The following is a 25904-nucleotide window of genomic DNA, read 5'->3' on the forward strand; positions in this document are numbered from 1 at the left end:
TAGCGGGGTCAATGTTGGACGCCGATCCGGGGTCAAGATCCCGCGCCGGTTGACATTCCACGCGAGCAGCATCTCGCCGAGGCGAGCGAGAAAGTGTACCTCATTCTCTTGAGCAGTGGACAGGTCGATCATGCCGGATACCGAACAAAACGAGGGTGACACCTACTCCGAAGCGGAGACGGAGGCTCGGCGCGAGGCAGCGTTGAAGCGCATGCTGGCGACCCCTCCCAAGCCGCACCAGCCTATCGGCAAGCGGAAGCGAGAGTCGAGTCAGTCGAAATAGCGTTTGCGCGGCGTCCCGATCTGGCGGGCGACTACGGCCGTCTTAGGCGGCGAGTCGATCAGTCCGCCGATAGGTCAGGCGGCGGCCCTCGCCGCCCTTTAAGATGACCGCAGCGCGCTCGCCGTCCGTCATCTCGCGGGTGTTATAGCGGAGGTCGAACTCGGCACAGTAGCGGCCGAGATGCGCCTCGCTCATGTGGTGGTAGGTGCCGATCACGCCGCGCTTGAAGATCGAAAAGAAGCCCTCGACCGTGTTGGTATGCTTCAACCCGCCGCGCGTGACGTACTGCCCAGCGGAGTGGTTCACGGTCGAATGGGCGGCGAACTCGCGCCCCATGCGGGTGTAGATCGGGCTTTCGTCGGTGATCAGGTGCGACTGGCGATCGACGTGGGCGACGATCAGCGGGCGCACGTTCTTGGCTGTCACGTTGGCGACGTGGAAGCTCTTCACGTGGCCCTCATGCTGTACTAGTGCGACGACGGGCTTCTTGGGGGCGGGAGCGCGATAGGCGCGGTTCTTAGCCTTCCCACCGACATAGGTTTCGTCGGCCTCCACGATCTCGCCAGGGCCGCCCAGCGGGCCTTGCGGAGCCGCACCGTCCATCGCTTCGCGGATACGGTGGCACAGGAACCACGCCGTCTTGTAAGTGACGCCCAGCATGCGCTCCATTTGCTTGGCGCTCATGCCCTTCTTAGACGCCGCCATGAGATGCGTAGCGAGAAGCCACTTGTGGAGCGGCACGTGGCTACGCTCCATGATGGTGCCGGTGCGGACGGTGAACTTGCCGCGACAGTCGTTGCACTGAAAATAGCCGACCATCTTGCCCGCTAGGCGGCGCACCCGAACCGAGCCGCACGTCCCGCAAAACGGGGTGCCGTTCCAGCGCGAAGCCTCGATGTGCGCAAGCGCCTTGGCTTCGTCGTGGAAGATGGGGTCGGTGATCGCGGTAGCCATGCCAACGTATTGAACCCGCTACGTTGCGTAGTCAAGTACATAATTGCCGGACAATGAGCCAAGCTCCAGTTCCGAAACGGGCGTCACATGATGAGCCTCGACGTAGAGTTCGCCATTGGATTTTCGGAATCCCATCGCGTCGTGACCCAAGGCCTCGCAGACCTGACACTTATAGCCGTTGACCTGCTTGAGGTGTTGACCGATCGCGCCACGCTCGATCAAGCGGCTGACGCGCTCACGAATTTCAGGGCGACGATCCAGCACTCTCCGCTCGGCTTCAAGTAAGGCCTCGATGTCGGGATCAGGTATTCCTTCTCCTTCCTCCCCATCGCTCAAAGAGGGATGCGCTACCTTGCGCAGCCTCTCCGCCCAATCTCTTACCACCGCCTCATCGCCCGCCAACTCCCGGCGCCATGAGATCGCAGCCTGGCCCGGAAGGGTGCGCGTTGCAGCCTCGACCCGCGCGATGATCTCATCTGTCCAGCCGAAGGTCTGCGCCGCCTCGCGCATAGCCGGCACGGGGAAGCGCCATGCGCGCCCTTCTTGGGCCCACGCATTCGCAAACATCTCGACGACGCACAGACCGAGAGGTGGCACCCGCTCGATGTAGCAGGCGAAGTCGATGCGCGACTGAATGTTTCCCAGCACGCGGCCATGCCGGCTCAGGTCATTAAAACCTAGCACCCGGCCTACGTCGGCGTTCGTGTGCCCGTTCAACAGTCCGTGGTTCTCTGCCGCACGGCGAGCCAGCCAATTCAGCAGCGTCGCCGTCCGTTGCTGGGTGGGAGTCCCGATATCGGCGGGCGGCCGATCGGAGACGTTTGCCAAGCCGAGCGTACGATGCGCGAACCAAGACGCGCGGGCGGAGAACTCCTCGGGATGGTCGACGATGATCTGTTCGAACGACAATGCCCGTAGGTCCGCCTTATCGAGCACCTTAAAGCCCTGGGTAGCTTTCGGCTTGGCGATCGTCGCCTCAGCGGCGTCGATCAAGCCGCGATTGGCCAACAGCCGGAACGTGCGTGATGCGGCCTTCCCGTCTCGCTTCTGGAGGGCGACATAGCGGCCCACCGCGTTCGCGATGCGTCGTTCGGCCGGGCTCGGCTCGGACAGGTCCAGGCTTGTCTTCGCCGCGATCATCTCGCGTCCGAAATCGGCGTAGCGCGCGTCGATCGCTTGCTCGATTTCGGTGGTGAGAGCAGCGAGCAACTTGTAATTAGTCTCTAAGGTGACCAGGCGATCTAGGCTCGCGACGTTGCGGATCGTGGCGAAGGGGTCTCGGGTCGTCACCGTTCACATCCTGCTGACCATGAAGTCGAACATCGGTTTGAAGACTTGAAAGTAGTGGTCGTCTAGCGTCGGCACGATCTCGCGTGCGAACCGCTCCTTCTGAGCGTCCGAGCGAATGATGATCTTCGTTCCGCCGCCTGGCGTCGGTTCCGTCGTGAAGAAGTCGGCAGTGCGGTCGTCGCCGTAGAAAAGATGCTCGATCTCGCAAAGCGAAGAACCGCCGAAGCACTCGCCCGTCGCCTCGTTCTTGATCACCTGCGCGCGGATGGTCGGATCGTCCGGCAACGGCAGCAAAAATGCGTAGGCGTTCCTGGTCCCTAGCTTCTTGCAAGCGCCCGTCAGGCGATCGGCCTGGACGATGTCCCCGTTCAACCCGTTCCAGTGATCGAACGCCTGGTCATAGTCGAACAGGCCGAAGGCGGGCCTGCCGCCCATGTCGTTCAGGACGCGGTCGTCCTGTAGCAGCTGCTTCAGGTAGGTGCAGCTGAAGGCATAGAAGGGGATGAACGGCATGTCCGCCTCGGACAGCCGGTTCCATGCCTCTTTGATGATAAGGGGGTCGATGCTGCCTTCCGTGAACAGCACCGGCTTCTTCTCGATCTGGATCGCGTTGATGATGCTGAGCAGCTGCTCCTGCTCCGTGTAGCGGATGAGGTTAGCGCTCAGCCGCTCGATCGCGATACGCTTGGGCAACGGATAGTAGTACGCCTTGCCGTCCTTCAGGTCGAAATACTTCACCTTGGGTTGCAAGCTGTGGATGAGCGTCGCGGCGCTATGGCTGCTCATTAGGATGTGGTTCGTCCGCGCGGCGTCGGCCGAGATCGCCTCCGTCTGCTTGAGGAAATCGAACTGCCACTCCGGATGCAGGAAAGCGTCGGGCTCGTCGAGCAGGGTGATGCAGTTACGATCCTTGAACAGCTCGGCGATCGCAAACAAGTAGACGGACTGGAACTGCCCGTCGCTGAAGAGGCCTAAGTTGGACGACTCGAGGCCGCCGAGTGTGATCGGCACTGATATGTCGGACAGCATTTCGAGGATCTTCAGGTTGTTGAACAGCCGGAACAGCTCGTCCCACGGCCGATCTACGAACCTTCGCCGGAACAGCGCCACGCTGATCTCGATATTGTAACGGTCGGTGTCGCGATCGTGCAGCGCGCCCGGTGTCGCGCCGCCCTCGATGCAAGCGATCAGATCATCCAGAAACGCGCGGGTCACACCGCCTAAGCCCCAGAACAGGTCCGCCGGGTCCAGATGGTCGTAATCCCGACGGCGGGCGAAGACGGGACGGCTGAGAGAGATGGTGGCCGTGCCCCCGCTTCCCAGGATGCCCAGCTTGCCCTCAACGAACCGCCGCGCGTGGCGGTCGTCCGGCAGGAGTAGGAGAAGCAAGATTAATAGCTGCTTGTACTCGGGGCCAATCCCGATAAATCGAAGGCTGTCGGCCAAATCGGCCCCCCGTATGCGGGCCCGGAACCGCTTTTCATATCGCTCGATCATGTCGGCGACGTGGCGGTTCTGCCCGGAATAATAGACGATCACATTGTCGACCTGCGGCGTCCTTCCGAACCCGCGGCGCGGCCTGTTGTCGATGAAGAGTGTGCGGTCGCGCCATTCGACCTGCATCCCGCCGCCGTCGATCTCATAAGCTAGCGCGTAATCGAAGCCCGGGCCCTCGCCCTCGGGATCGAAGTCGAACAGATGATCGTAGATGAGGATCAGGGCTTCGAGGAAGTTGGACTTGCCCGACCCGTTCCTGCCGACGAAGATATCGATGAAGCCGTCGCCGTCGAACCGAACCGTGAAGTCTTTAAGGTTCTTATAGTTCCCGATCCGAACCGAGCGCAGACGCATCAGACAGTCGCCCGTTCGACTACGACGTTGGCGAGGTGCTTAGCGGTAACGGCGGCGTCAGCAATGCGGGCCTTGAGCACGTCGCAGACCGTGATGAGCTCGTCGACTTTCGCGACTATGCGGCGCTGTTCGGCTGAGGCGGAAGAGGAACTGCGAGCGAACCATATGCATCCGCATCTAGCCGGCACGTACCATGACTTGATCTTTCGACTGCGCGCAAAACACTCCGCTTCATCCCTTTCAGCGCTCTAAGCAGATACTCGCTCACACTAGGATCATGAAAAACTATTGCTTTCATATCCTGATTGATCGTCACCGGCGTGCTGGTCAGCGCGACGGGAAAGCTGTGGGCGAGGATCATGCCGCGCACGACGAATAGGAGGCTGTTGGACGGAACTAGCTTTACAGGTGAACTTATTAAGGCCGCCTCGCTCACGTGCATCTGCGCATCCGCGATGCGGTCTTGCTTCATATCCTTCGGCGAGACCCACGGGATAGGGCCGCGCCATAAATCGGGCTGAGATTTCGAAGGCGTTCCACCGCCAAGCTGCTTACCGAGCGCGGATAGCGGTAAGCACATCCAGTTCGTCGGAATGTTATGGGTCGGCTCGACTTGCTTGTTGGCGAGCTTCGCCACGATCGGCGAGTGTGACTCGCTGGCGTCTTGTGCTACAAGCCTCCCCCGCACCGCCAATTCCAGCACCGTCGCCTTCAGTGCGTCGACGCTGGCCTCTGTTGTGAAGAGGATATTGAAACAGCTCTCCAGCCGCGCCCACTCATCAGCAACGGCGGCGTCGTCGGGGCAGGCGACGAGCGTGGCGAGAAGGGTCTCGACCAGCGTTTGATGCGAGGCCCGCGCGTCCGCGCTCTCCCGCTCCAGCGCGTCGCACAACGCCATCAACTCGTCGACCTTAGCCACGATCCGCCGCTGCTCAATGAGAGGCGGAAGAGGGAACCAAGCGGAGAAGAACTGCCGGTCGTTGATGGCCGGGTAAGCTATGCCGGTCTGACAACCTTCTACGTACCGGATGAAGGCGGGCGACCGCAGATAGCGGTAGAGAAATGACGCCTCGATCCCGTCGAATGGATGGATGATGGCGAAAGCGGTACTCGCGATCGGCGTGGGGTCGAACCTCTGATCAACGATCGCGATGTTCAACAGGTATGGTCGAACGGTCGAGTAGATGAGCGTTCCCGGCCTAACCACCTTGCGGGCGCGAGACGGCGCTTCCTTGGCGACAACGACGCCGGGGGAGCGGATAGTGCCGGACACCTGATCAATCGAGCCCACGTCGATGTAGGTGAAGTCGTCGTCTGGTTCCTTCTGCCCCCAGTCGTGGCCGATGTCCGTCAGCTGGACCCGCTGCCATGTAGCGGGGACGTCGAACGGTGGGATTGCGCTTCGTGGAGCGAGCTTGCGCGCCCTGCTGATCGCCCCCGCCGCGTCCCGCGCCGCGGCGCTCGGTGGCGGCGGTCCAGATGTCCAGGTGGTCGGCGACCAATGCCGCAATATCGGTCACGCGTCGATGCGCTCCGGGGCGCGCTCCGTCAGCGCGTCGGCCAAAACCACTTTGAGCCGGTCGCGGAGCGATTGGATGCCCGCTTGCTGCTCGGCGTAGCGCTCCAGCAGCTTGTCGGGATTGTAGCTTTCCGCCTCCGCCACGTGCGGGTTCTTGAGGTCGAGGTTGTAGCCCCGCCCCGCGACCTCGGCAGCCCCGATCCTCCAGGCCTGCTCGGTCTCGCGACGCGCGTGGAAGCCGTCCGCCTCTTCGCCCCATCAGTCACGCGCGGCGTCGAACTCCTCGACGCGCATCGGCTTGGACTTGTTGTAGCTCGTCACACCCGGCGGATAGGGATGCTCGTAGAACCAGACGTCCTTGGTGGGCCGGCCCTTGGTGAAGAACAGGATGTTGGTCTTGATGCCGGTGTAGGGCGCGAACACGCCGTTCGGCAGCCGCACGATCGTGTGGAGGTCGCATTCCTCGATCAGCTTGCGCTTGAGGTTGGTCTTCACGCCCTCGCCGAACAGGAAGCCGTCGGGTAGCACGACGCCGGCGCGTCCCTGGCCCTTCAACAGCTTGATGATCAGCGCCATGAACAGGTCGGCGGTCTCCCGCGTGCGGAACTCGGCCGGGAAGTTCCGCTCGATCCCGTCCTGCTCCATGCCGCCGAAGGGCGGGTTGGTGGCGATGACGGGCACGCGCTCGCGCTCGCCATAATCGCGGTAGGGCTTCTCCAGCGTGTTGCCATGGCGGATGCGGCCCGGCGTGTCGATGCCGTGGAGGATCATGTTGGTGACGCACAGCATGTGCGGCAGCGCCTTCTTTTCCACGCCGCGGATCGAAGCTTGCAGCCGGGCCTCGTCGTCGGGCGACTTCACGAACCGGCGCTTGTGGTCGATCGCGCAGGCGAGGAAGCCGCCGGTGCCGCAGGCCGGATCGAGCACGGTCTCGCCGAGTTTGGGTGCGAGCCGGTCGATGATGAAGCGGGTGACGGCGCGGGGCGTGTAGAACTCGCCCGCATTGCCCGCGCTTTGCAGGTCACGCAGGATTTGTTCGTAGATCGCGCCGAAGGTGTGGCAGTCGGCCGTGCTGTTAAAGTCGATGTCGTTGATCTTATTAACGACCTGACGCATCAGCGTGCCGGACTTCATATAGTTGTACGTATCTTCAAATACGTCGCGGATCACCTGGGCGCGGCGGCCGACCTCGCCGTTTGTCGGCAGGTCGGTCTTGAGCACGGAGAACAGCCGGTCGATGAAGGCCATCAGCGCGTCGCCGGTGATGCCTTCGCGGTTTTGCGCCCAATTACGCCAGCGATACTTCTCGGGGATGGGCGACAGGTAGTTATCCTCGGTGAGTTCCAGCTCCTCCTCGCGGTCGTCGTATATCTTCAGGAAAATCATCCAGACCATCTGGCTGATGCGCTGTGCGTCGCCGTCGACGCCCACGTCCTTGCGCATGATGTCCTGGATGGACTTCACCGCCCCCGATACGTTGCTCATTCGCCGATGCTCACTCGTTGGCCGCCTGCTCGTAAATCTGCTGTTCCAGCTCGCTGAGCGCGGCGTCATATGCGCTTCGTCCGCCGAAGACACCCCGGATGATCTCCAGGGGCGTGCCGATCGCACTGAACGGTTTCAGGCGTAGTACCTTGGCGTCCTCGATGGCGGACACGCCCTCGTCGGCATACTTGTCCAACAGCGCTTCCAGCACGGCGCGGGCGGCGTCGCCGTGCTTGGCGAAATAGTCCCGCTTCTTGACCTGCTCCGCGCGCTCGCGCCGAGTGAGCGGCGGCGCTCCATAGGCGACGTGGACAAGCAGGTCGAAATTGCCGAAGTCGCGACCGACCTCCTCGGCTAGGTTGGCGAGCACGACGCCGCGCTGTTCCAGCTCGTCGATGATCGCCTGCTTCCGCTCGCTCGCGTTCCAATGCCATACGAACTCGTCGAGCGAGCGGTATTCTTCCGCGATCTGCTTCTTCGCATAATCGCGGTAGGATTCGGTCACCAGCTTGCCGTCCGTCCCGATATATTCGATCCGCTCGTTCAAGACGCGCGCGCTGACCCCGCTCACGACGAGCCGTTGGGTTCCTGTCGGATAGTCGATATCCGGTTCGTCCTCGTCCTCGTCCTCGATCGGAGGGTCGGGGGGCAGGATATCGTCGTGGTCGCCAGGCTCGTAGATCACGACCGGTTCGCCGTCGAACTCCGGATCGCGGAACAGCTCGGTGGCGCGCTTGAAATCCATGATCGTGAAGAAGAACTTGTTATTGTCCTCATCAATCCGCGTGCCGCGTCCGATGATCTGCTTGAACATGGTCATCGAATTGATCGTGCGGTCGAGGACGATGAGCTTGCACGTCTTGGCATCGACACCGGTGGTCAACAACTGCGATGTCGTGGCTATGACGGGGTAGGGCTGTTCGGGATCAATGAAGTTGTCGAGCTGCGCCTTGCCCTCCGTGTCGTCGCCGGTGATCCGCATGACATAGCGAGGATTGTCGCGCGCCAGCTTGCCAGCCGCGTTGATGAGCGCGGATCGCATCCGCTCCGCATGATCAACATTCTCGCAGAACACGATCGTTTTCGCCATCGGATCGGTCGCGTTCAAGAACTTCATCACCCGCTCGGCAACAAGCTTCGTCCGTTGGTTGAGAACGAGCGTGCGGTCCATGTCTGCACGGTTGTACTCGCGCCGTTCGACCGCCTTACCGAGGTCGTCGACCATGTCGGCAGGGGGCGTCCAGCCCAGGACGTCCCGGTCGATGTCAATCCGGATTACCTTGTAAGGCGCGAGGAAGCCGTCCTCGATCCCCTGCTTCAGGCTGTAGGTGTAGACGGCGTCTCCGAAATAATCGGCGTTGGAGACATATTCGGTTTCTCTAGGCGTGGCGGTCATGCCGATCTGGACCGCGCCGCCGAAATAATCGAGGATTTCACGCCACGCGCTGTCCCCCGACGCGCTTCCGCGATGACACTCGTCAACGATTATAAGATCGAAGAAGTCGCGTGATACCGACTTGAATATTTTCTCGCTTTCCTCCGTTCCGGTCAGCGCCTGATAAAGTCCAAGATGGATTTCGTACGCGGGATCGATCTTGCGGTTGCGCACCTTGGTCATGGCCTCGCCGAACGGCTTGAAGTCGTTGACCAGGGTCTGATCGATCAGGATGTTGCGATCCGCCAAAAACAGGACGCGCTTGGCCATCCTTGCTTTCCAGAGCCGCCAAATGATTTGAAAGGTCGTGTATGTCTTACCCGTGCCCGTAGCCATGACGAGCAGCACGCGCCGATCGCCTTTCGCAATCGCCTCGATCGTACGATTGATAGCTTCGACCTGATAGTAGCGAGGTTCCTTGCCCGAGCTGTCGATGTGATACGGCTGTTCAACAAGCGCCTGCTCATCGGCTTCGATGCCGTGAAAGTCTCGATACCTCGCATATAGGTTGCCGGGCGGTGGAAAGGCGTCAAGCCCGAGCGGGATCTCAGTGTCCTCACCGTTCTTCGCCGCTCGATTGTGCGAAGCAAAGCCGTCGCCGTTCGAGCTAAACGCACTTGGCAGGGCCAGGATGTCGGCATATCCCAGCGCTTGCTGCAAGCCCGCGCCGATGGTGTGCGCGTTATCTTTCGCTTCCACAATCGCTAGTGGCAGGCCTGGTTGCCAGGACAGCACGTAATCCGCGAACTTCTTTTTCTTCTTGTTACGGGAAGACAGGTTCCCGCGCACCACGACGGGACCGGGCGTCAGCGTAACCTCGCGACGTATCTGTTTCAACTGATCCCAACCGGCCTGCTTGATCGCCGGCGTGATGAACAGGTCGCAGATATTGCTTTCGCTGAGCTTCAACTTTTCGTGCTTGTCCACCCCGGCCCCGTTCCCATCGCTTCCCATTATGAAGGCATAGGCTGCACGAGCCTAACTTGACTTCCGAACCTGTCTAGGTTTGCTCCGGAATGTAAGGACAATCCATTCGGTAAGCCAACTGATTTAACCGGCATGGATTATCGTAATTCCATGTAAAAGTGCCCAGTTCTTCGGGCTTTTCAACCGGCACAAAAACCGGCACAGTAACCGGCATGGATGTAAGCTCGATGGAGCCCATGCTGCCCGAAGAGGCGGACCGTTCGCTCGACGATGTCACGTTCAAGCTGGTGCGGGAAGCGAGCATGCTCGCGGGGCGGGTGCATCCGCTCGTCCAGGACGCGATCGGCGCGCTCGTGCGGTCGATGAACTGCTACTACTCGAACCTGATTGAGGGGCACGACACCCATCCGCGCGATATCGACCGGGCCCTGGTGCAGGATTTCTCGGCCGAACCGCGCAAGCGGGCTCTCCAGCTTGAAGCTGTCGCGCATATCGCGGTTCAGCAACGGATCGACCAGGGCGACGATCCTCAAGACTGGCCGACCAGCCGGGCCTATGTCGAATGGCTCCATCGCGCCTTTTGCGAGCGTCTTCCTGACGAGCTGTTGTGGGTCGAGAACCCGGACACGGGCGAACGGCTGCGTGTGACGCCGGGGGAGCTGAGGCAACGGGGGGTGATGGTCGGGCGTCACGTTCCGCCCGACGCCGACGACCTGCCCCGGTTCTTGGGACGTTTCGAACAGGCCTATGATCCGGCCCGGCTTAGCCAAGTCCGCCAGGTCGAGGCGGTCGGGGCCGCGCATCATCGGCTGCTTTGGGTACATCCGTTCCTGGACGGCAACGGACGCGTCACGCGGCTAATGAGTCATGCGCTGTTCAAGCGGCTGGGCATCGGCACAAGCCTTTGGTCGGTATCGCGTGGGCTCGCGCGCGATGCTCAGCGGTACAAGGCGCTTCTCGCCGCCGCCGATGCTCCGCGGCGCGGCGATCGGGACGGGCGCGGTGCGCTGACGCAGGCGGGGCTGATTGAGTTTTCCGACTTCTTCCTGCGAACCTGCCTCGATCAGGTGCGCTACATGACATCGATCCTTGAGCCGCAGGAGCTACTGCGGCGGATCGAAGCCTATGCGGACGCTGAGGCAAGAGCGAGGCGACTGCCCAACGGCGCTTACCCGGTTCTGCGGGAGGCGCTGCTGACGGGCGAGCTGTCGCGCGGCGATGCCGGTAAGCTGACTGGCTATCGAGAGCGTGCGGGGAGGGAGGTTGTCTCCGCGCTGCTGAAAAAGGGTCTGCTCGTCGCGACGAACGGAACTCACAAGTCGGCCGTCCGCCTTGGCTTTCCGATCGACATTGTGGAGCGGTGGTTTCCCCGGCTATACCCGACGGGGCTGTCGTAACCGCAAGTCGCACGTGCGTGGACAGCGACGGATTATTTTCAAAGGTGGTGGGAACGGTTGTGGGATCGACCGAGGTCTGGGACTAACTTCTACTGCAAATACAAGACCTTAGTATTGCAGTACGGCAGCCACCCTCTCCGCCACCGCCTGCTTAGGCCGCCCTCCGAGCCGTCCGGTCCAACGCCGCTTCGACATGCGGCAGCATGCGGTTGGCCACGATGCCGATCGCGCGCGCGTTGGGATGGATGCCGTCCGCGAGCACCAGGGACCGATCGCCGATCACCCCTTCGAGGAAGAACGGATACAAAGCAGCGCCGTGCCGCTTGGCCAGTTCCGGATAGACGGCATTGAACCGGGAGGCCCAGTCGCCCAAGAATGGCGGCGCCAGCATGCCTGCGAGCAGCACGGGAATCCCGGCGCGCTCGAACTCACCCATCATCCAGTCCAGATTATCGCGCGTCCGCGCCGGGTCCACGCCGCGAAGCAGATCGTTCGCACCGAGTTCGAGGATGACGAGGTCGGGCCGCTGCGTCAGACGCGACAGCACGCGGAGCAACCGCGCGCGCGCGCTCGTCGTGGTGTCGCCGGAAACGCCCGCATTGTCGACCACGACGCCCGGTCGACGCTTGGCCAACAGCGTCTGGAGCTGCTTGGGAAACGCCTGTTCGGGCGCGAGCCCGTACCCGGCGGTGAGGCTGTCACCGAATGCCAGCAAATAAGGGGCAGGGCCGCTCAACGCGCGACCCTCGGCCGTGACGACGACATTGGAATTCCTTGGTGAACTCGAGAGGTGGGAAGCCGATCGACCGAGTTCCAGACGTTGCCGACAGGGGTCCCATACACTGTCTGCTGGAGCGACCTGGCTGCCGGAGCGACCTGGGCCGCCCGCCGAAGCCTTCGACACGACCCTGGGGATTGCGGGAGCCACATACCGGGCTTAACCGGCCCTTAGCGTCTGTCCGGTTACGTAGCCGTGTGGATCTCCTCTTGTTCCTTGCCGTGTTCATCGCTGGCGCGATCTTCGCGAGCATCCGCACGAATCGACGCGTTCGTCCGGTCGCGCCGCCCTGGTTCGATCGCCTCCGTGTCGCGCCCCTGCCGGAGCTCGCGGCCACCACGGGCGGGTTCGTCGCCATCCTCGAGGTCGACCGGTTCGCGACCCTGCGCCGCGATATCGGCGCCCGGCTCGCGAACCGCGTGCTCGCGCATGTCGCCGACCGGGTCGCGGCCGAACTCGACGGCTGCGAGATCGGGCGGACCGGGCGCACTTCCATCGAGTTCGCGTTCGTCGCCGTCGACGTGGAAGCCGCGCGCGAAGCGCTCGTCGCCCTGGTCCGAAAGCTGACGAAGCGCATCAACGTCGATGATCTGACCTTCGATCTGAATGTGCTGATCGGCGCCGCCGAAGCCGATGCCGACGCTACGCGCGAAGAAGTGCTCGACCACGCGGCCGCGGCGATCGCGACCGCGCAGGCCACCCGCCAGTCGGTCTGCTTTGCGGACGAAAAGGGTGAGGGCGAGTCGGAACTGGACGACATTGCGCTCATACGCGATCTGCGCCGCGCGATTGAGCAAGGCGAGCTCCGGCTGCATTATCAGCCCAAGCTTCGCTCGCGCACGAACGCGATCGATTCGGCCGAGGCCTTGCTGCGCTGGCCGCACCCGACGCGCGGGCCCGTCGCGATCGAGCGGCTGATCCGGCTTGCGGAGAGCACCGGCGCGATCCGCGATCTGACGGAATGGGTCGTGGCGCAGGCCGTGACCGATCAGGCCAAGCTCGCGGCGTCGGGTCACGACCTGACGATCTACGTCAATATTTCGGGCGTGCTGCTGCCAGACGTCGAATTCGCTGCGCGCGTGCTGGCGACGGTCGCGCGCGCCAAGGGCCGGATCGGCTTCGAGGTCACGGAGACGGCGGTCATCGAGGATCCGGACGGGGCGCTCACCAACCTGCGCGCCTTTTCGGCGGCGGGAATCAAGATCGCGATCGACGATTACGGGTCGGGGCTGTCGTCGCTATCCTATTTGAAGCAGTTGCCCGCCAACGAGCTCAAGATCGACCGGATGTTCGTGTCGGGCCTGATCGACAGCCACCGCGATCCGCTGTTGGTGCGTTCCTCGATCGACCTCGCCCATGCGCTCGACATGGAGGTCACCGCCGAGGGCGTTGATGATCCGCTCGCGTTATCGCTGCTGCGCGTCATGGGATGCGACCTGATCCAGGGATACCTGATCTCGCCGCCGATCGAGCTCGCGGCGCTTCGTAAATTCCTGGCGACCTTCGACCCGCGCCAGCATCTGTCTGCACCGCGACTGGTGGTCCCGGACGTTAGCCAGGTGGTGCGCTAGAGCGAGCGGTCGATCACCTCCTTCATGATCTCGCCGGCGCCGTCGAAAATGCGCATGACCTGCGCTGCGCGCCGCGACCGCGCGATCGGCTATGCGTTCATGTAGTCCGCGCCGCCGTAAAGCTGGAGGGATGCGTCCTGCGCAGCGTCTGACGGAACGCCTCGTGATCCTCGTTGTACGTGAAACGGCCGGCGATGTTGTCGAGCGTAAGCATGGCAGTCCCTCCAAATCCCTCATCAAAAAGTGCGACCGGGTAACCCGAGCATCGAGCCACGACTGTTCCGGCCACCGCCGAGCTGAGCCGAGCGACTACCCACCCCGGTTCCGACCCGCTAGGGCTATGGGAAAGGAGAGCAGGACCATGAAACTCGCCAGTCTCAAGCAGGGCCGCGACGGCCGGCTCGTGGTCGTGTCGAACGACCTCGCCTGGTGCGCCGATGCGTCGCGCATCGCGCCGACGCTGCAGGCGGCGCTCGACGAGTGGGACCGGGTTTCGCCCGACCTGCTGAATCTCTCGACCGATCTGGAGCATGAGGCGATCCCGCGCGACCGGTTCCACGAGCATGACGCGGCCGCGCCGCTTCCGCGCGCCTACCAGTGGGCGGACGGCTCCGCGTACGTGAACCACGTCGCGCTCGTCCGGCAGGCGCGCGGGGCGGAGATGCCCGACAGCTTTTGGCACGATCCGCTGATGTATCAGGGCGGCTCCGACGGGTTCCTCGGCGCGCGCGATGCCATCCCGCTCGCCGACGAGGCGTGGGGCTGCGACCTCGAGGCGGAGGTGGTCGTCGTCACCGGCGACGTGGCGCAAGGCGCGTCGCGCGAGGCGGCGTTGGCGGCGGTCCGGCTGGTCGGACTGACCAACGACGTCAGCTTGCGCAACCTGATCCCTGCCGAACTCGCCAAGGGCTTCGGCTTCTTCCAGTCCAAACCCGCTTCCGCCTTTTCGCCCGTGTTCGTCACGTCCGATTCGCTGGGCGGCTGGTGGCGGGACGGCAAGCTCCACCGCCGCCTGATGGTCGACCTCAACAGCCAACCTTTCGGCCGCGCGGAGGCCGGGGAGGACATGACCTTCGATTTCGGAACGTTGATCGCCCACGCCGCCAAGACCCGTGCGCTGGGGGCGGGGACGATCATCGGGTCGGGCACCGTGTCCAACCGCGACGCGGGCGGCGGCCCGGGCAAGCCGATCGCGCAGGGCGGCGTCGGTTATTCGTGCCTAGCCGAAGTCCGGACCGTCGAGACCATCATGGCGGGCACGGCGACCACGCCGTTCCTGCGCGGCGGCGACACCGTCCGCATCTGGGCGGAGGACGACCGGCACCATCCGATCTTCGGCGTGATCGAGCAGACGGTGCGGGCGGCATAGTCCCACGCGGCTAGTGGAAGTCGCGCGACTTGATCGGGATGTGGTTTTCCCGGTCGCGGAAATGATAGTCCGATCTGACCTTGGGCTCCCAACCTTTCTCGCCGCGGTCTGGGGTGCCGCCGCGCATGCCGTCGCTAGGGCTGGTCAGGCGCGGCATCTCCATGTCGCCGACCTGGCGCAGCATCGGGGTGCGGTCGATCACATGGTCGCCGATGACGTGGATGACGATGCCCTGACGCTGGACGCGCCCGCGCACCGACAGCATCGCCGCGCCCATCACGGTGGTGCGGTGCTCCTCGAATATTTTCGGCCACAGGATGATGTTGGCTACCCCCGTCTCGTCCTCCAGCGTGATGAACAGCACGCCCTTCGCGCTGCCCGGTCGCTGGCGCACGAGGATAACGCCCGCGACTTCAACGACCGTGCCGTCCTTGGTCGCACCCAAATCGATGCACCTGACCATGCTGCGCCGGGCGAGCTCGCCGCGCAGGAACTGCAGCGGGTGCGCGCGCAGCGAGAGCTGGGTGAAGCGGTAATCCTCCACCACCTCGCGCCCCGCCGACAGCGGCTTCAGGATCGCAGGTTCCTCCATGCCGCGCGCGCCTTCGATCAGCGGCAGCCGCGTTTCGCCCAGACCCTTGATCGTCCATAACGCCTCGCGTCGGTTGAACCCCATGGCGTGGAAAGCATCCGCCCTGGCGAGCGCCTCCAGCGCGGCGAGCTTCACGTTCGACCGAAGCCATACCTCCTCGATCGAGGCGAAGGGGGCGAGCGACCGGGCGTCCAAGATCGCCTGCGCGTCGCGCGCGGCCAGACCGGTCACGATGCGCATGCCCAACCGTAGCGGCAGGCATGGTGATTCCTCGCCCAGAAGCTTCGTGTCCCAGTTGCTGTCCAGGATGCATACGGGCCTGATCTCGACACCATGCGCCCGCGCGTCGCGGACGATCTGCGCGGGAGCGTAGAAGCCCATCGGCTGGGCGTTGAGCAACGCGGCGCAGAACACGTCGGGGTGGTGACACTTCATCCAGGACGAGGCGTAGGCGATCTTGGCGAAGCTCATGGCGTGGCTTTCCGGGAAGCCGTAGGAGCCGAAGCCCTCGATCTGCTTGACCAGCCGCTCGGCGAACTCCTGCGTGATGTCGTTGCGCAGCATTCCCGCGATCAGCCGGTCGCGGAACTGGCCGACCCCGCCCGTCATCTTGAACGTGGCCATAGCGCGGCGCAGTCCGTCGGCCTCCTCCGGGGGGAAGCCCGCGCCCAGGATGGCGACCTGCATCGCCTGTTCCTGGAACAGGGGCACGCCCAGCGTCTTTTCGAGCACGGTCTTCAGCTTGGGGCTGGGATATTCGACGCTGTCCCTGCCGGCCCGCTTGTCCTCGCGCCGCTTCAGATAGGGATGGACCATGTCGCCCTGGATCGGCCCGGGACGGACGATCGCGACCTGGATGGCGATGTCGTAGAAATTCTCCGGCCGCATCCGCGGCAGCATGGACATCTGCGCGCGGCTCTCGATCTGGAACACGCCCAAGGTGTCGGAGCGGCACATCATCTCGAAGGTCGGCTTATCTTCCGCCTGAAGGATGTCGTCGTCGAGCGTAAGGGGGATGTTCTTGTGCCGGGCGAGCAGGTCGAAGAAGCGTCGCATGCAGCCGAGCATGCCGAGGCCGAGGATGTCGACCTTCATGAAGCCGAGTTCCTCGATGTCGACCTTCTCCCATTCTACGACCTGCCGGTCGACCATCGCCGCGGGTTCGACCGGCACCAGCGAGGCGAGCCGGTCGCGGGTGAGGACGAAGCCGCCCGGGTGCTGCGACAGGTGCCGAGGCGTGCCGATCAGCTCCTTGGCGAGTTCGAGCGCGAGCGCGAGGCGCTGCTCGCCGCCGTTCAGGCCTAGCGCCGCGACTCGGTCGGCGGGAACGCCGTCGCTCGACCAACCCCAGACTTGGCCAGCCAGCCCGGCCGTAACGTCCTCGGCCAGGCCCAGCACCTTGCCGACCTCGCGCACTGCGCCGCGCGTGCGGAAGCGGCTGACGACGGCTGTCAGCGCAGCGTGGTCGCGGCCGTAGGTGTCATAGATCCACTGGATCACCTCCTCGCGGCGCTCATGCTCGAAGTCGACATCGATGTCGGGCGGCTCGCCACGCTTTTCGGACAGGAAGCGTTCGAACAGCAGCTGGTGCTTGACCGGGTCGATCGAGGTAACGCCGAGCACGAAGCAGATCACTGAATTGGCGGCCGAGCCGCGTCCCTGGCACAAGATCTTCTGGCTGCGCGCATATTGGACGATCGAGTGGACCGTCAGGAAGTAGGGCGCGTAGGCGAGCTTGCGGACGAGCGATAGTTCCTTGCGAAGCAGTCGTCGGTAGCTCAGGGGCGGTCGATCGGTAAACCGGGCATTGAGCGCGCGCCAGGTCATCTTCTCCAGCGCCTTTTGCGGCGAGTGCGCGGTCATCACGCGTTCGTCGGGATATTGGTAGCTTAGCTCGCGTAAGGTGAACGTACATCGCTTGGCGATGGCGAGACTTGCGGCGAGCGCATCGGGGTGGCGGCGGAAGCGGCGCTCCATCTCGGCGGGCGGTTGCAGGTGACGGTCGGCATGTCGCTCGCGCTGCAGGCCCAACTCGTCGATCGTGCATTTCTCGCGGATAGCCGTGACTACGTCCTGCAGCCGGCGGCGGCCCGGCTCGTGATACAGCACGTCCCCCGTCGCGAGCGGCCGCAGGCCGTGCGCCCGCGCCGCTTCCGCGTCAGTGCCCAAGCGGCGTGTGTCTCCGGGGCGGCGGTGGAAGGTCAGGCATACATGCCCCCGGTCGCGCCCGAACAGGTCGACCATCCAGCGTAAGTGCGCCGGATCAGCGCCGTCGCGGCCGGGCACCAGCGCGCCGACCAGCCCCGGCGCGGCGTCGGCCACGTCCTCCCAATGAAGGAAGCATCGCCCCTTCTCGCCGTGCTGCGCATCCGCGCGCGCCTTGCCGCGGGTGAGGAGGGTGGTGAGCCGACTCCAGGCGTCGCGGTCCTCCGGCCAGACGAGCAGCGACGCGCCGCTGACCAGGTCGAGCCGGCAGCCGACCACGAGGCGCATGGGTGCATCCGGCGTAGAGACCGTCTCCGCCGCGACCAGCGCCCGCACCACGCCTGCCACCGAGTTGCGGTCGGTGACGCCCAGCGCTCCGTACCCCATCAGCGACGCGGCCGCGAACAGCTCCTCCGGCGACGACGCCCCTCGGAGGAACGAGAAGTGGGTCATGACCTGAAGCTCGACGTAACTCATTGCCGGGCATGACCGAGGTGACTACGTGATACGACCAGTTCGGGAGTGAGTGCGATAAAGTACGTCGGTGCGGCCGAGTTCAAGGCGAACTGCCTCCGATTGATGGACGAGGTCCAGGCGGGCGGCGAGACGATCACCATCACCAAGCGCGGCAAGCCGGTGGCGGTCATGTCGGCGGTCAAGCCGGAGGAGCCTCGCAAGGGCTCGTTGATCGGCTGCATGGCGGGGACCGTGATCCGGTATGACGACCCGTTCAGCCCTGCCGTCGATCTGGACGAGATCGACGCCGCACGTGACGAGTCGATCGGCGAAGACCTGTACCGTTGATCCTGCTCGACACGCATGCGCTGGTCTGGTCGGCCGACAATAAGCTGGAGCTCGGCGTTCGCAGCAGGGGATTGATCGCGAGCGCGCAAGACAACAATAAACTCTACGTCTCGGCGATAACGCCGTGGGAAATCACCATGCTGGTCGGCAAGGGTAGGCTGGAACTCAGTCGGCATCTCGCCATCTGGATGCCGGGCGTGATATCGCAGCCAGGCATCATGATCGCCCCGCTTACCCCTGAGATCGGCATGGACGCGGGGCTGCTTCCACCGGGCATACACGGCGATCCGGCCGACCGCATCATCATCGCGACTGCCCGCGCCCTGCATTGTCCGGTATTGACCGCCGACGGCAAGATCCTTCGCTATGCCGAGGCGGGTCACCTGCATGCCATCGACGCGCGCCATTAGCTCACGCATGGAAACCGTGCAGGTGCCAGCTGAGGTCGCCTGTCTCCCGGCGCACACCGTCGCCGCGGCGGAAGAGCCAGAAACGGTGGCCGATCTCGTCCTCGACGCTGAAATAATCGCGCACCGCGTCGCGCTCGCAGGTTCGGCGCCACCATTCACCGACGATGCGTTCGGGGCCGTCGGCGCGCACCACCCGGTGGACGTTGCCGCGCCAGGTAAAGCGGGCGGGTGGATGATCGGGCATCTCCGCCATCACGAAATCCAGCACCTCCGGGCGGTGGAGCAGGTGTACGGGCCGCGGCCAGCGCGGATGCCAGGGATGATCGGCCTCGAGGTCGTTCAGGCGGCGCACATCGCCTTGCTTCAGAACGGCCGCGGGGCGATCGGGAGCGTCGAGCGCGGGGCCGGGGGTGACCGAGCGCTCGGGCACGTCGCTTTCGGCCGGCCGGACGCGCCAAGACGTTGACCCGCCCAGCCGGTTGGCGAGCAGATCGATGAGCGGCGCTAGATCCGGGGCGGTCTCCTCGGCCAGCGCCGGGCCGAGCGTCTCCGGTCCCAAAGGCTCCACGCGCATCACCCGCAACGACAATGCGTCGATCCCGAAGCCGGGGTCGATCTCCTCGATCCGGCGTCGAAGCAGGCTAAGCAGATGCTCGGGCCGCCGATCGGGTCGGGAAAGGCCTACGCGCAAGGTTTGGGCGCGGCCGTCGACGCGATCAGCTACGAGCAGCAGCGCTCGCGCGCCGACCCCGGCCCGCTCCAACGCCGTTGCCAGGCGCGACGCGAGTACGCCTAATCGATGCTCGATCACCTCCGCCGTCGCGATCGGTTCGGGGTAGCGTTCCTCCACGACCACCTGCTCGGGCACGGCCACCGGCTCCAGCGGCTCGGGCGTGCGACCGGTCGCCTGATCGAGGCGGCGGACAAGCGCGCCGCCGAAACGGCGCGCGAGCGGCGCGCGGGGAAGCTTGGCGAGCTCCCCCACCGTGTCGACGCCCAGACGATCGAGCAGCTTGATATGCGCGGATTCGAGTCGGAGGAGATCGACCGGGAGCGGTTCCAGCGCCCGAACATGCATTCCGGCCGGGCAGTTGAGTAACGGAAGTCCACTAAGTTCACGCCTGGAATGCGCCAGCGCCCAGGCCGCGCCGGCGGTGTCCGCGACGGCAATGCGGTTGCGAAAGCCCAACTGGTTCAGCAGGCGGTGGAGGCGATGCAGGAAGGCGGTCTCGCCGCCATGCAGGTGTGCGACACCGGTCAGGTCGATAAACAGTCCGGTCTCGTCGAAGACGGCGACGGTCGGGGCCCAGCGCCGGGCGAGCGCGACCGCCAGCCGGTGCAGGGCGGCACTGTCCCCCTCCGGATCGGCGGGAAGAATGATGAGGCCCGCCACCGAGGCGCGCGCCTGAGTGAGCCAAGTGCCGGGCGTCACGCCCATCGCCCGCGCCGCGCCGTTGGCGGCATGGACGACATCGCGGCCGTTCACCCGGTGCGCGGTGACGAGCGGCGGTTCCGACATCGCGGCCGTAGGCGCAGGTGAGACGAGGTTTCCCTTGCAGGCGCGGCCGACCACGTCGCCGGTCATCCGGCCGGTAAGGAAGAAGGCGCCCTCGCCCGGATAGGGGCCGTCGCCCGCGCGGCGGTTGCCGGGCGAACGGGCGCCCTCGCCGCTCCAGCGGACGGGGGGTACGGCGCTCCGACCCGGGACCGGCGCGCGCGCCTCGTAAGAAGGCATGGCCTTGAAGGGATGGTCGGCGGCCTCGCTGCGGCGGCCGAGCTCGCGCATGGGCGGGCGCTGGTGGAGCGGGAGCTGCGCGATCTGCGTCTCGATCTCGCGCCTGGCCCATTTCGCGCCGGGTCGCCAGCCGGGGTTGCCGCCCTGGTGGCGGGCGGAGGCAGCGCGGTCGTCCTGCGACCAGAGCGCGCCGGGACGGCCCTCGGGCGTGTTGGGAACGGAGCAGGCTTGGGCACGCTCGGCGGCAGCGGCGCGACCGAGTAAATCGGCCGCGTCGTCGGACGCGCCGTGGTCGGCGCGCCGGCCGGCCTTCGCCTGAGCCTTCGGCTCAGGCTGCGGCTGCGGAATGCGCCCGGCGCGGCGCAGTCTGTCGATCGGCCACTCCGGCAGGTAAAGCGAGGCGACCCGTTTCATCGCATGCCTCCACAAGAAGTTGATAGGGCTCGCCGCCCTTCTGGCGGGCGAGATCGAGATGCCACCGCGCGCGGCCCAGTCCCTCGTCGGGCAGGGCCCCGGGGAAGGGCGGTGCGGAGGGCGCGGACGCGACGCGCCAGCGGGTGACGGCGGCGGACGGCTGGCCGATCGGGTCGACCCTGTCCCGGGCGTGGCGTTTCAGGAGCAGCGCGATCGTGCGCCCGCCCTCCGCGGCGAGCTGGAGCCGACGGGTCGCGCCGAGCCCGGCGCGCTTGCACTCGCCGATCACCGCACCCAAGCCCCGGTGCCGCAGGCCCTCTTCCATGATCGCCAGCAGTTCGTCGTCGTCGCGCGCCTCGACATAGAGCAGGCGTTCGGGGGCGAGCCCCGCCTGGTAGAGCCCGGGCGCGAACAGGTCCCGCCGCCGCATCACCCACAGCACCGGTCCCCAGGCGCGCGCGGCGATGCCCGCCATGAACAACGTCGCCGATGCCTCGTCGCCGTGGCGCGCCGTCGCCGGCGCGATCTCGTGCAGCGCGTCGAGCCGCAAGCCCTCGCCTACCAGCCGTTCGTCGAGCGCCGGTACGCCGAAGGGGAGGGCGGGACGCCGCTGGTGCCCGTCACCCTCGATGGCGCGGAGCGTCTCACGCAGCTCGGCAACTGTCTGGGTCAAGGGCGGGTACTCTGCGGCGGTTCGAGTCGGTAACGGAACGTGTTCTTACTTTGTTCCAAACCGGAGTCGAGTCAATCCGTTAGGTCGCGCCGGTCCCGTTCGGGGATATCCCCCGATCCCGCTCGTCTGCGAAGCGGCGCATCGCCTCCAGCGTTTCGCCGCTCAGGTGGTGTTCGAGCCCCTCGGCGTCGGTCTCGGCGATCTCGTCCGGGACGCCCAGGACGCCCAAGAACCGGACGACGACCCCGTGCCGCTCCTTCGACCGCGCCGCCATTCCGGCGCCTTCGGCGGTTAGGAAGATCGAGCGGTAGGGCCGCATCTCGATCAATCCGTCGCGCTTCAATCGGCCGAGCGTGTTCGCGACGGTGGCGGGGGTGACGCCCAGCCGCTCGGCGAGATCGGCTGCGCGCGCCTCGCCGCCATCGGCGATAAGGTCGGCGATCAGCTCGACATAGTCCTCCTGCATCTCGGTCCGGTGCGCCAGCCGGACCCGCGCGAAGCGACGCGCCTGTTCCTCCGCCGCCGGTAACGTCACGTCCTGGTCTCCTTCAAGATGGCCAGCATCGCACAACGGAGCTTAACAACCAAGTTTAGCACTAGCTAAACTTGACGGCGCGTGCATAGGATCGTGCCTCGGTTTCGGAGGTCCAGGTGAACGAAGACGCTCCCGCTACGAATGGCTGGCGGACCCGGTCGGACGACAGCCTGCCCGAGGTGTTCCGCACGATTCCCGTCCCCGGCGCGGGTCCTGGTTCAGGTTTGGGTACAGGTCTGGGCGGCGCGCGGTTCTGGACCAAGCTGGGTGCATTCTCCGGCCCCGGCTATCTCGTCGCGGTCGGCTATATGGACCCGGGCAACTGGGCCACCGACCTCGCGGGCGGATCGCAGTTCGGCTATACGCTGCTGTCGGTTATCCTGCTGTCCAACGTCATGGCGATCGTACTGCAGGCGCTGTCCGCCAAGCTCGGCATCGTCACCGGCCGCGATCTCGCCCAGGCCTGCCGCGACCACTATAGCCGCCCGGTCGGCCTGATGCTGTGGGCCGCATGCGAGCTGGCGATCATCGCCTGCGACGTGGCCGAGGTGATCGGCACCGCCATCGCGCTACAGCTGCTGTTCGGCCTGCCGCTGGTGTGGGGCGTATGCCTGACCGCGCTCGACGTGCTGCTGATCCTGCTCCTCCAGCAACGCGGCTTCCGCAAGCTGGAGGCGTTCATCATTGCGCTCCTGATCATCATCGCGGGCTGCTTCGCGGTCGAGCTGGCGCTGTCGCAGCCCGCGATCGGGGACGTGCTGCGCGGCTACGTGCCGACCGCCGAGGTCGTGACCAACCCGGCGATGCTCTATATCGCGATCGGCATCCTGGGGGCGACGGTGATGCCGCACAATTTGTATCTCCACTCGTCGATCGTCCAGACGCGCGCCTTCGAGCGCGACGACGAGGGGCGGCGCGAGGCGATCAAGTATGCCACGATCGACAGCACCGTCGCGCTGATGCTGGCGCTGTTCATCAACTCCGCGATCCTGATCCTGGCGGCGTCGACCTTCTACGTCGCCGGGCGTACCGACGTGGCTGAGATCGGCGACGCATACCAGCTGTTGGCGCCCATGCTGGGGGTTGGGATCGCGAGCACGCTGTTCGCGGTCGCGCTGCTCGCATCGGGCCAGAACTCGACGATCACGGCGACGCTGGCAGGCCAGATCGTGATGGAGGGGTTCCTGCGCATCCGCCTGCCCGCGTGGCAACGGCGGCTGATCACGCGGGTGATCGCCATCGTCCCGGCGGTGACGGTGGCGGCGATGTACGGCGAGAGCGGCACGGCGCGGCTGCTGGTGCTGAGCCAGGTGGTGCTGTCGATGCAGCTGCCCTTCGCGGTGATCCCGCTGGTGGCCTTCACCAGCGACCGGGTGAAGATGGGCAAGTTCGTCAATCCGGCGTGGCTGAAATGGTCCGCCTGGATCATCGCGGCGGTGATCGTCGGGCTGAACGTCAAGCTGCTCGCGGCGTTCGTGGGAATCGGCTGATGTGGGCGGTGCTGGCGTTGCTCGCGGCGGGGCAGGGCGTCGCGTCCGCGCCTCCCGCCGACCGGCGCGAGATGTCCACGGATCGCCCCGACAAGACGGAGTCGCCCTACACCGTTGATGCGGGCCGGTTCCAGATCGAGCTGGACGCGGCGACCTACACCCGCGACCGGAGCGGCGGCGTCCGCGCCGAGACGGTGTCGGTCGCGCCGGTAAACCTGAAACTCGGCCTCGACCGGACCACCGACCTTCACGTGATCGTCGAGCCGTATCTGCGCCGGACCGTCACCGACCGGCGTCTTGGCACGCGCGAGACGGCCGAGGGGTTGGGCGACGTCACCGTCCGAGTAAAGCGTAATTTGTGGGGCGACGACGACGGGCGTACCGCCTTCGCGATCATGCCTTTCGTCACGCTGCCCACCAGCAAGGGCGGCCTGGGCGCGGGCAAGGTGGAGTTCGGCGTCGTCGCGCCGCTCGCGATCGCATTGTCCGACCGGATCGGCCTGGGGCTGATGACCGAGCTGGACGTGATCGAGGATGACGCGACCGAAGCAGGCGGGGGGAGCGGATACCGGGCGAGCTTTGTCAACTCGGCGACGTTCGGTTTCGCGCTGACCGAGCGTCTGGGCATGTACACCGAACTGTTCACCGAGCGCGGCGAAGATTGGGTCGTGACGGGCGATGTCGGCTTCACCTACGCGGTGTCCGACTACACGCAGCTCGATGCCGGGGCCAATCTGGGCGTCACGCGCGCGGCCGACGATCTGGCGGTGTTCGTGGGGCTATCGCGGCGCTTCTGAGCGGTCCGACAAGCCGCTTGAAATTTTATAACAAGCGTTCAAAGGACCGGCCCGACAAGCCGCCGCGCCAGACGGCGGCGGCCCAGGAGACGTTCATGGCCGGCGAGCCCCCGCGCGCCAATCTGCCCCCGCTGACGCTGCATGTGCCCGAACCCAAATTCCGCCCGGGCGATCCGGTCGACTTCGCCGAGGTCGACGTGCCCCCGGCCGGACAGGCGCGGCGCCCCGCTACGGCCGAGCCCGCGCGCGCGTTCACCGACCTCGCCTATACGCTGGTGCGTGTGCTCGACGAGGAGGGCCGGGCGGTCGGCCCCTGGAATCCCCGGCTGTCGCCCGATCGGCTTCGCGCGATGCTCCGGTCGATGGTGCTGCTGCGCGCGTTCGACGAGCGGATGTTCCGGGCGCAGCGCCAGGGCAAGACCAGCTTCTACATGAAGGCGACGGGCGAGGAGGCGGTCGCGGTCGCGGCTACCATGGCGCTCGATTACGAGGACATGTGCTTCCCCTCCTACCGCCAGCAAGGCATCCTTATCGCGCGCGGCTGGTCGCTCGTCGACATGATGAACCAGATCTATTCGAACAGCGCCGACCGGCTCCAGGGCAAGCAGTTGCCAATCATGTATTCGGTCAAGGAGGCCGGGTTCTTCTCCATCTCCGGCAACCTCGCCACGCAGTACCCGCAGGCGGTGGGCTGGGCGATGGCATCCGCGGCCAAGGGCGACACGCGCATCGCCGCCGTCTGGTGCGGCGAGGGATCGACGGCCGAGGGCGACTTTCATTCCGCCTGCACCTTCGCGAGCGTGTACCGGGCGCCGGTGATCATGAACGTGGTCAACAACCAATGGGCGATCTCGAGCTTCTCGGGCTTTGCCGGGGCGGAGGCGACGACCTTTGCGGCGCGTGCGGTCGGGTACGGGATCGCGGGGCTGCGCGTTGACGGCAACGATGCGCTCGCCGTCTACGCCGCGACCGAGTGGGCGGCGGAGCGCGCCAGGACCAACCAGGGCCCGACGCTGATCGAGCATTTCACCTACCGCGCCGAGGGGCACTCCACCTCCGACGATCCGGGCCAGTACCGATCGGAGGGCGAGCCCAACGCCTGGCCGCTGGGCGATCCGATCAAACGGCTTAAGGAGCATCTGATCGGCCTCGGTGAATGGGACGACGATCGCCATGCCGCTCAGGACCGCGAGCTCGCCGAGCTGGTCAAGGCGTCGCAGAAGGAGGCTGAGAAGAACGGCATCCTGGGCCACGGTCTCCACCAGCCGCTGGACACGCTGTTCGACGGAGTTTTCGAGACGATGCCCTGGCACCTGCGCGAGCAGCAGCGCCAGATGCTGGCCGAAGAGGAAGCGAGCGGACGGCCATGGGCGCGGAAGTGAGCGGGATG

Annotated in this window: 21 protein-coding genes; 8 read left to right on the forward strand and 13 right to left on the reverse strand. The window is 65.3% G+C overall.

Annotation, left to right across the window (positions count from 1 at the left end; all coding sequences use genetic code 11):
• Window positions 1-325 precede the first annotated feature (325 nt).
• From ACFE7F_RS11485 to hsdR, 7 genes are all read right to left on the reverse strand, one after another.
• The gene (locus ACFE7F_RS11485; RefSeq protein ID WP_375403987.1) at window positions 326-1237 is read right to left on the reverse strand and encodes an IS1595 family transposase; all 912 of its coding nucleotides are present in this window, start codon (window positions 1235-1237) and stop codon (window positions 326-328) included.
• 18 nt (window positions 1238-1255) lie between these two features.
• Window positions 1256-2527 (reverse strand): hypothetical protein, encoded by a 1272-nt coding sequence (locus ACFE7F_RS11490; RefSeq protein ID WP_375403988.1) that lies wholly within the window; start codon window positions 2525-2527, stop codon window positions 1256-1258.
• A gap of 3 nt (window positions 2528-2530) precedes the next feature.
• Complete coding sequence (locus ACFE7F_RS11495; RefSeq protein ID WP_375403989.1) at window positions 2531-4378, reverse strand: AAA family ATPase; 1848 nt, start codon at window positions 4376-4378, stop codon at window positions 2531-2533.
• A 115-nt stretch (window positions 4379-4493) separates the two neighbouring features.
• Window positions 4494-5888, reverse strand: a complete 1395-nt coding sequence (locus ACFE7F_RS11500; RefSeq protein WP_375403990.1) for a restriction endonuclease subunit S — start codon at window positions 5886-5888, stop codon at window positions 4494-4496.
• A 6-nt stretch (window positions 5889-5894) separates the two neighbouring features.
• Entirely contained in the window at window positions 5895-6041 is a 147-nt protein-coding gene (locus ACFE7F_RS11505) for a hypothetical protein (RefSeq protein ID WP_375403991.1), read from the reverse strand.
• A gap of 114 nt (window positions 6042-6155) precedes the next feature.
• Window positions 6156-7382 carry an N-6 DNA methylase gene (locus ACFE7F_RS11510; RefSeq protein WP_375403992.1) on the reverse strand — a complete coding sequence of 409 codons (1227 nt, stop codon included), beginning with the start codon at window positions 7380-7382 and terminating at the stop codon, window positions 6156-6158.
• A 10-nt stretch (window positions 7383-7392) separates the two neighbouring features.
• Window positions 7393-9744, reverse strand: coding sequence for an EcoAI/FtnUII family type I restriction enzme subunit R (gene hsdR / locus ACFE7F_RS11515; RefSeq protein WP_375403993.1), 2352 nt, complete (start codon window positions 9742-9744; stop codon window positions 7393-7395).
• A 227-nt stretch (window positions 9745-9971) separates the two neighbouring features.
• Between hsdR and ACFE7F_RS11520 the strand changes: the two genes are divergently transcribed.
• Window positions 9972-11141, forward strand: coding sequence for a Fic family protein (locus ACFE7F_RS11520; protein WP_375403994.1), 1170 nt, complete (start codon window positions 9972-9974; stop codon window positions 11139-11141).
• 151 nt (window positions 11142-11292) lie between these two features.
• On the opposite strand, the gene ACFE7F_RS11525 is transcribed toward ACFE7F_RS11520, so the two are convergent.
• Both ACFE7F_RS11525 and ACFE7F_RS11530 read right to left on the reverse strand, forming a co-directional pair.
• Window positions 11293-11877 (reverse strand): arylesterase, encoded by a 585-nt coding sequence (locus tag ACFE7F_RS11525; RefSeq protein WP_375403995.1) that lies wholly within the window; start codon window positions 11875-11877, stop codon window positions 11293-11295.
• A 227-nt stretch (window positions 11878-12104) separates the two neighbouring features.
• The gene (locus ACFE7F_RS11530; protein WP_375403996.1) at window positions 12105-12587 is read right to left on the reverse strand and encodes a hypothetical protein; all 483 of its coding nucleotides are present in this window, start codon (window positions 12585-12587) and stop codon (window positions 12105-12107) included.
• Between ACFE7F_RS11530 and ACFE7F_RS11535 the strand changes: the two genes are divergently transcribed.
• Together ACFE7F_RS11535 and ACFE7F_RS11540 are read left to right on the forward strand one after the other, a co-directional pair.
• Window positions 12576-13490 (forward strand): EAL domain-containing protein, encoded by a 915-nt coding sequence (locus ACFE7F_RS11535; RefSeq protein WP_375403997.1) that lies wholly within the window; start codon window positions 12576-12578, stop codon window positions 13488-13490. The genes ACFE7F_RS11530 and ACFE7F_RS11535 overlap by 12 nt on opposite strands.
• 361 nt (window positions 13491-13851) lie before the next feature.
• Window positions 13852-14859: a fumarylacetoacetate hydrolase family protein gene (locus tag ACFE7F_RS11540; protein ID WP_375403998.1), complete on the forward strand. Its 1008-nt coding sequence runs from the start codon at window positions 13852-13854 to the stop codon at window positions 14857-14859.
• Window positions 14860-14869: 10 nt separating this feature from the next.
• On the opposite strand, the gene ACFE7F_RS11545 is transcribed toward ACFE7F_RS11540, so the two are convergent.
• On the reverse strand, window positions 14870-18133 hold the full coding sequence (locus tag ACFE7F_RS11545) for an error-prone DNA polymerase (RefSeq protein WP_375403999.1): 3264 nt from the start codon (window positions 18131-18133) through the stop codon (window positions 14870-14872).
• Between the two features lie 45 nt (window positions 18134-18178).
• Here ACFE7F_RS11545 and ACFE7F_RS11550 point away from each other — a divergent pair, with 45 nt between their 5' ends.
• Both ACFE7F_RS11550 and ACFE7F_RS11555 read left to right on the forward strand, forming a co-directional pair.
• Window positions 18179-18460 (forward strand): type II toxin-antitoxin system Phd/YefM family antitoxin, encoded by a 282-nt coding sequence (locus tag ACFE7F_RS11550; protein WP_375404000.1) that lies wholly within the window; start codon window positions 18179-18181, stop codon window positions 18458-18460.
• A complete protein-coding gene (locus tag ACFE7F_RS11555) occupies window positions 18457-18870 on the forward strand; it encodes a type II toxin-antitoxin system VapC family toxin (RefSeq protein WP_375404001.1) in 414 nt (137 codons plus the stop codon). The genes ACFE7F_RS11550 and ACFE7F_RS11555 overlap by 4 nt, the downstream gene beginning before the upstream one ends.
• A 1-nt stretch (window position 18871) precedes the next feature.
• On the opposite strand, the gene ACFE7F_RS11560 is transcribed toward ACFE7F_RS11555, so the two are convergent.
• The 3 genes from ACFE7F_RS11560 to mntR form a co-directional block, all read right to left on the reverse strand.
• Window positions 18872-21019: a DNA polymerase Y family protein gene (locus tag ACFE7F_RS11560; RefSeq protein WP_375404002.1), complete on the reverse strand. Its 2148-nt coding sequence runs from the start codon at window positions 21017-21019 to the stop codon at window positions 18872-18874.
• Complete coding sequence (locus ACFE7F_RS11565) at window positions 20934-21692, reverse strand: ImuA family protein (protein WP_375404003.1); 759 nt, start codon at window positions 21690-21692, stop codon at window positions 20934-20936. Before ACFE7F_RS11565 ends, ACFE7F_RS11560 begins: the two co-directional genes overlap by 86 nt.
• Window positions 21693-21771: 79 nt before the next feature.
• Entirely contained in the window at window positions 21772-22227 is a 456-nt protein-coding gene (gene mntR / locus ACFE7F_RS11570; protein ID WP_375404004.1) for a manganese-binding transcriptional regulator MntR, read from the reverse strand.
• 116 nt (window positions 22228-22343) lie between these two features.
• Here mntR and ACFE7F_RS11575 point away from each other — a divergent pair, with 116 nt between their 5' ends.
• The 3 genes from ACFE7F_RS11575 (at window position 22344) to ACFE7F_RS11585 (ending at window position 25896) form a co-directional block, all read left to right on the forward strand.
• The gene (locus tag ACFE7F_RS11575) at window positions 22344-23717 is read left to right on the forward strand and encodes an Nramp family divalent metal transporter (RefSeq protein ID WP_375404005.1); all 1374 of its coding nucleotides are present in this window, start codon (window positions 22344-22346) and stop codon (window positions 23715-23717) included.
• Window positions 23717-24514, forward strand: a complete 798-nt coding sequence (locus ACFE7F_RS11580; RefSeq protein ID WP_375404006.1) for a transporter — start codon at window positions 23717-23719, stop codon at window positions 24512-24514. Before ACFE7F_RS11575 ends, ACFE7F_RS11580 begins: the two co-directional genes overlap by 1 nt.
• A 95-nt stretch (window positions 24515-24609) precedes the next feature.
• A complete protein-coding gene (locus tag ACFE7F_RS11585) occupies window positions 24610-25896 on the forward strand; it encodes a 3-methyl-2-oxobutanoate dehydrogenase (2-methylpropanoyl-transferring) subunit alpha (RefSeq protein ID WP_375404007.1) in 1287 nt (428 codons plus the stop codon).
• The last annotated feature ends 8 nt before the right edge of the window (window positions 25897-25904 follow it).

The organism is uncultured Sphingomonas sp., assembly GCF_964235535.1.
Taxonomy (GTDB): Bacteria; Pseudomonadota; Alphaproteobacteria; order Sphingomonadales; family Sphingomonadaceae; genus Sphingomonas.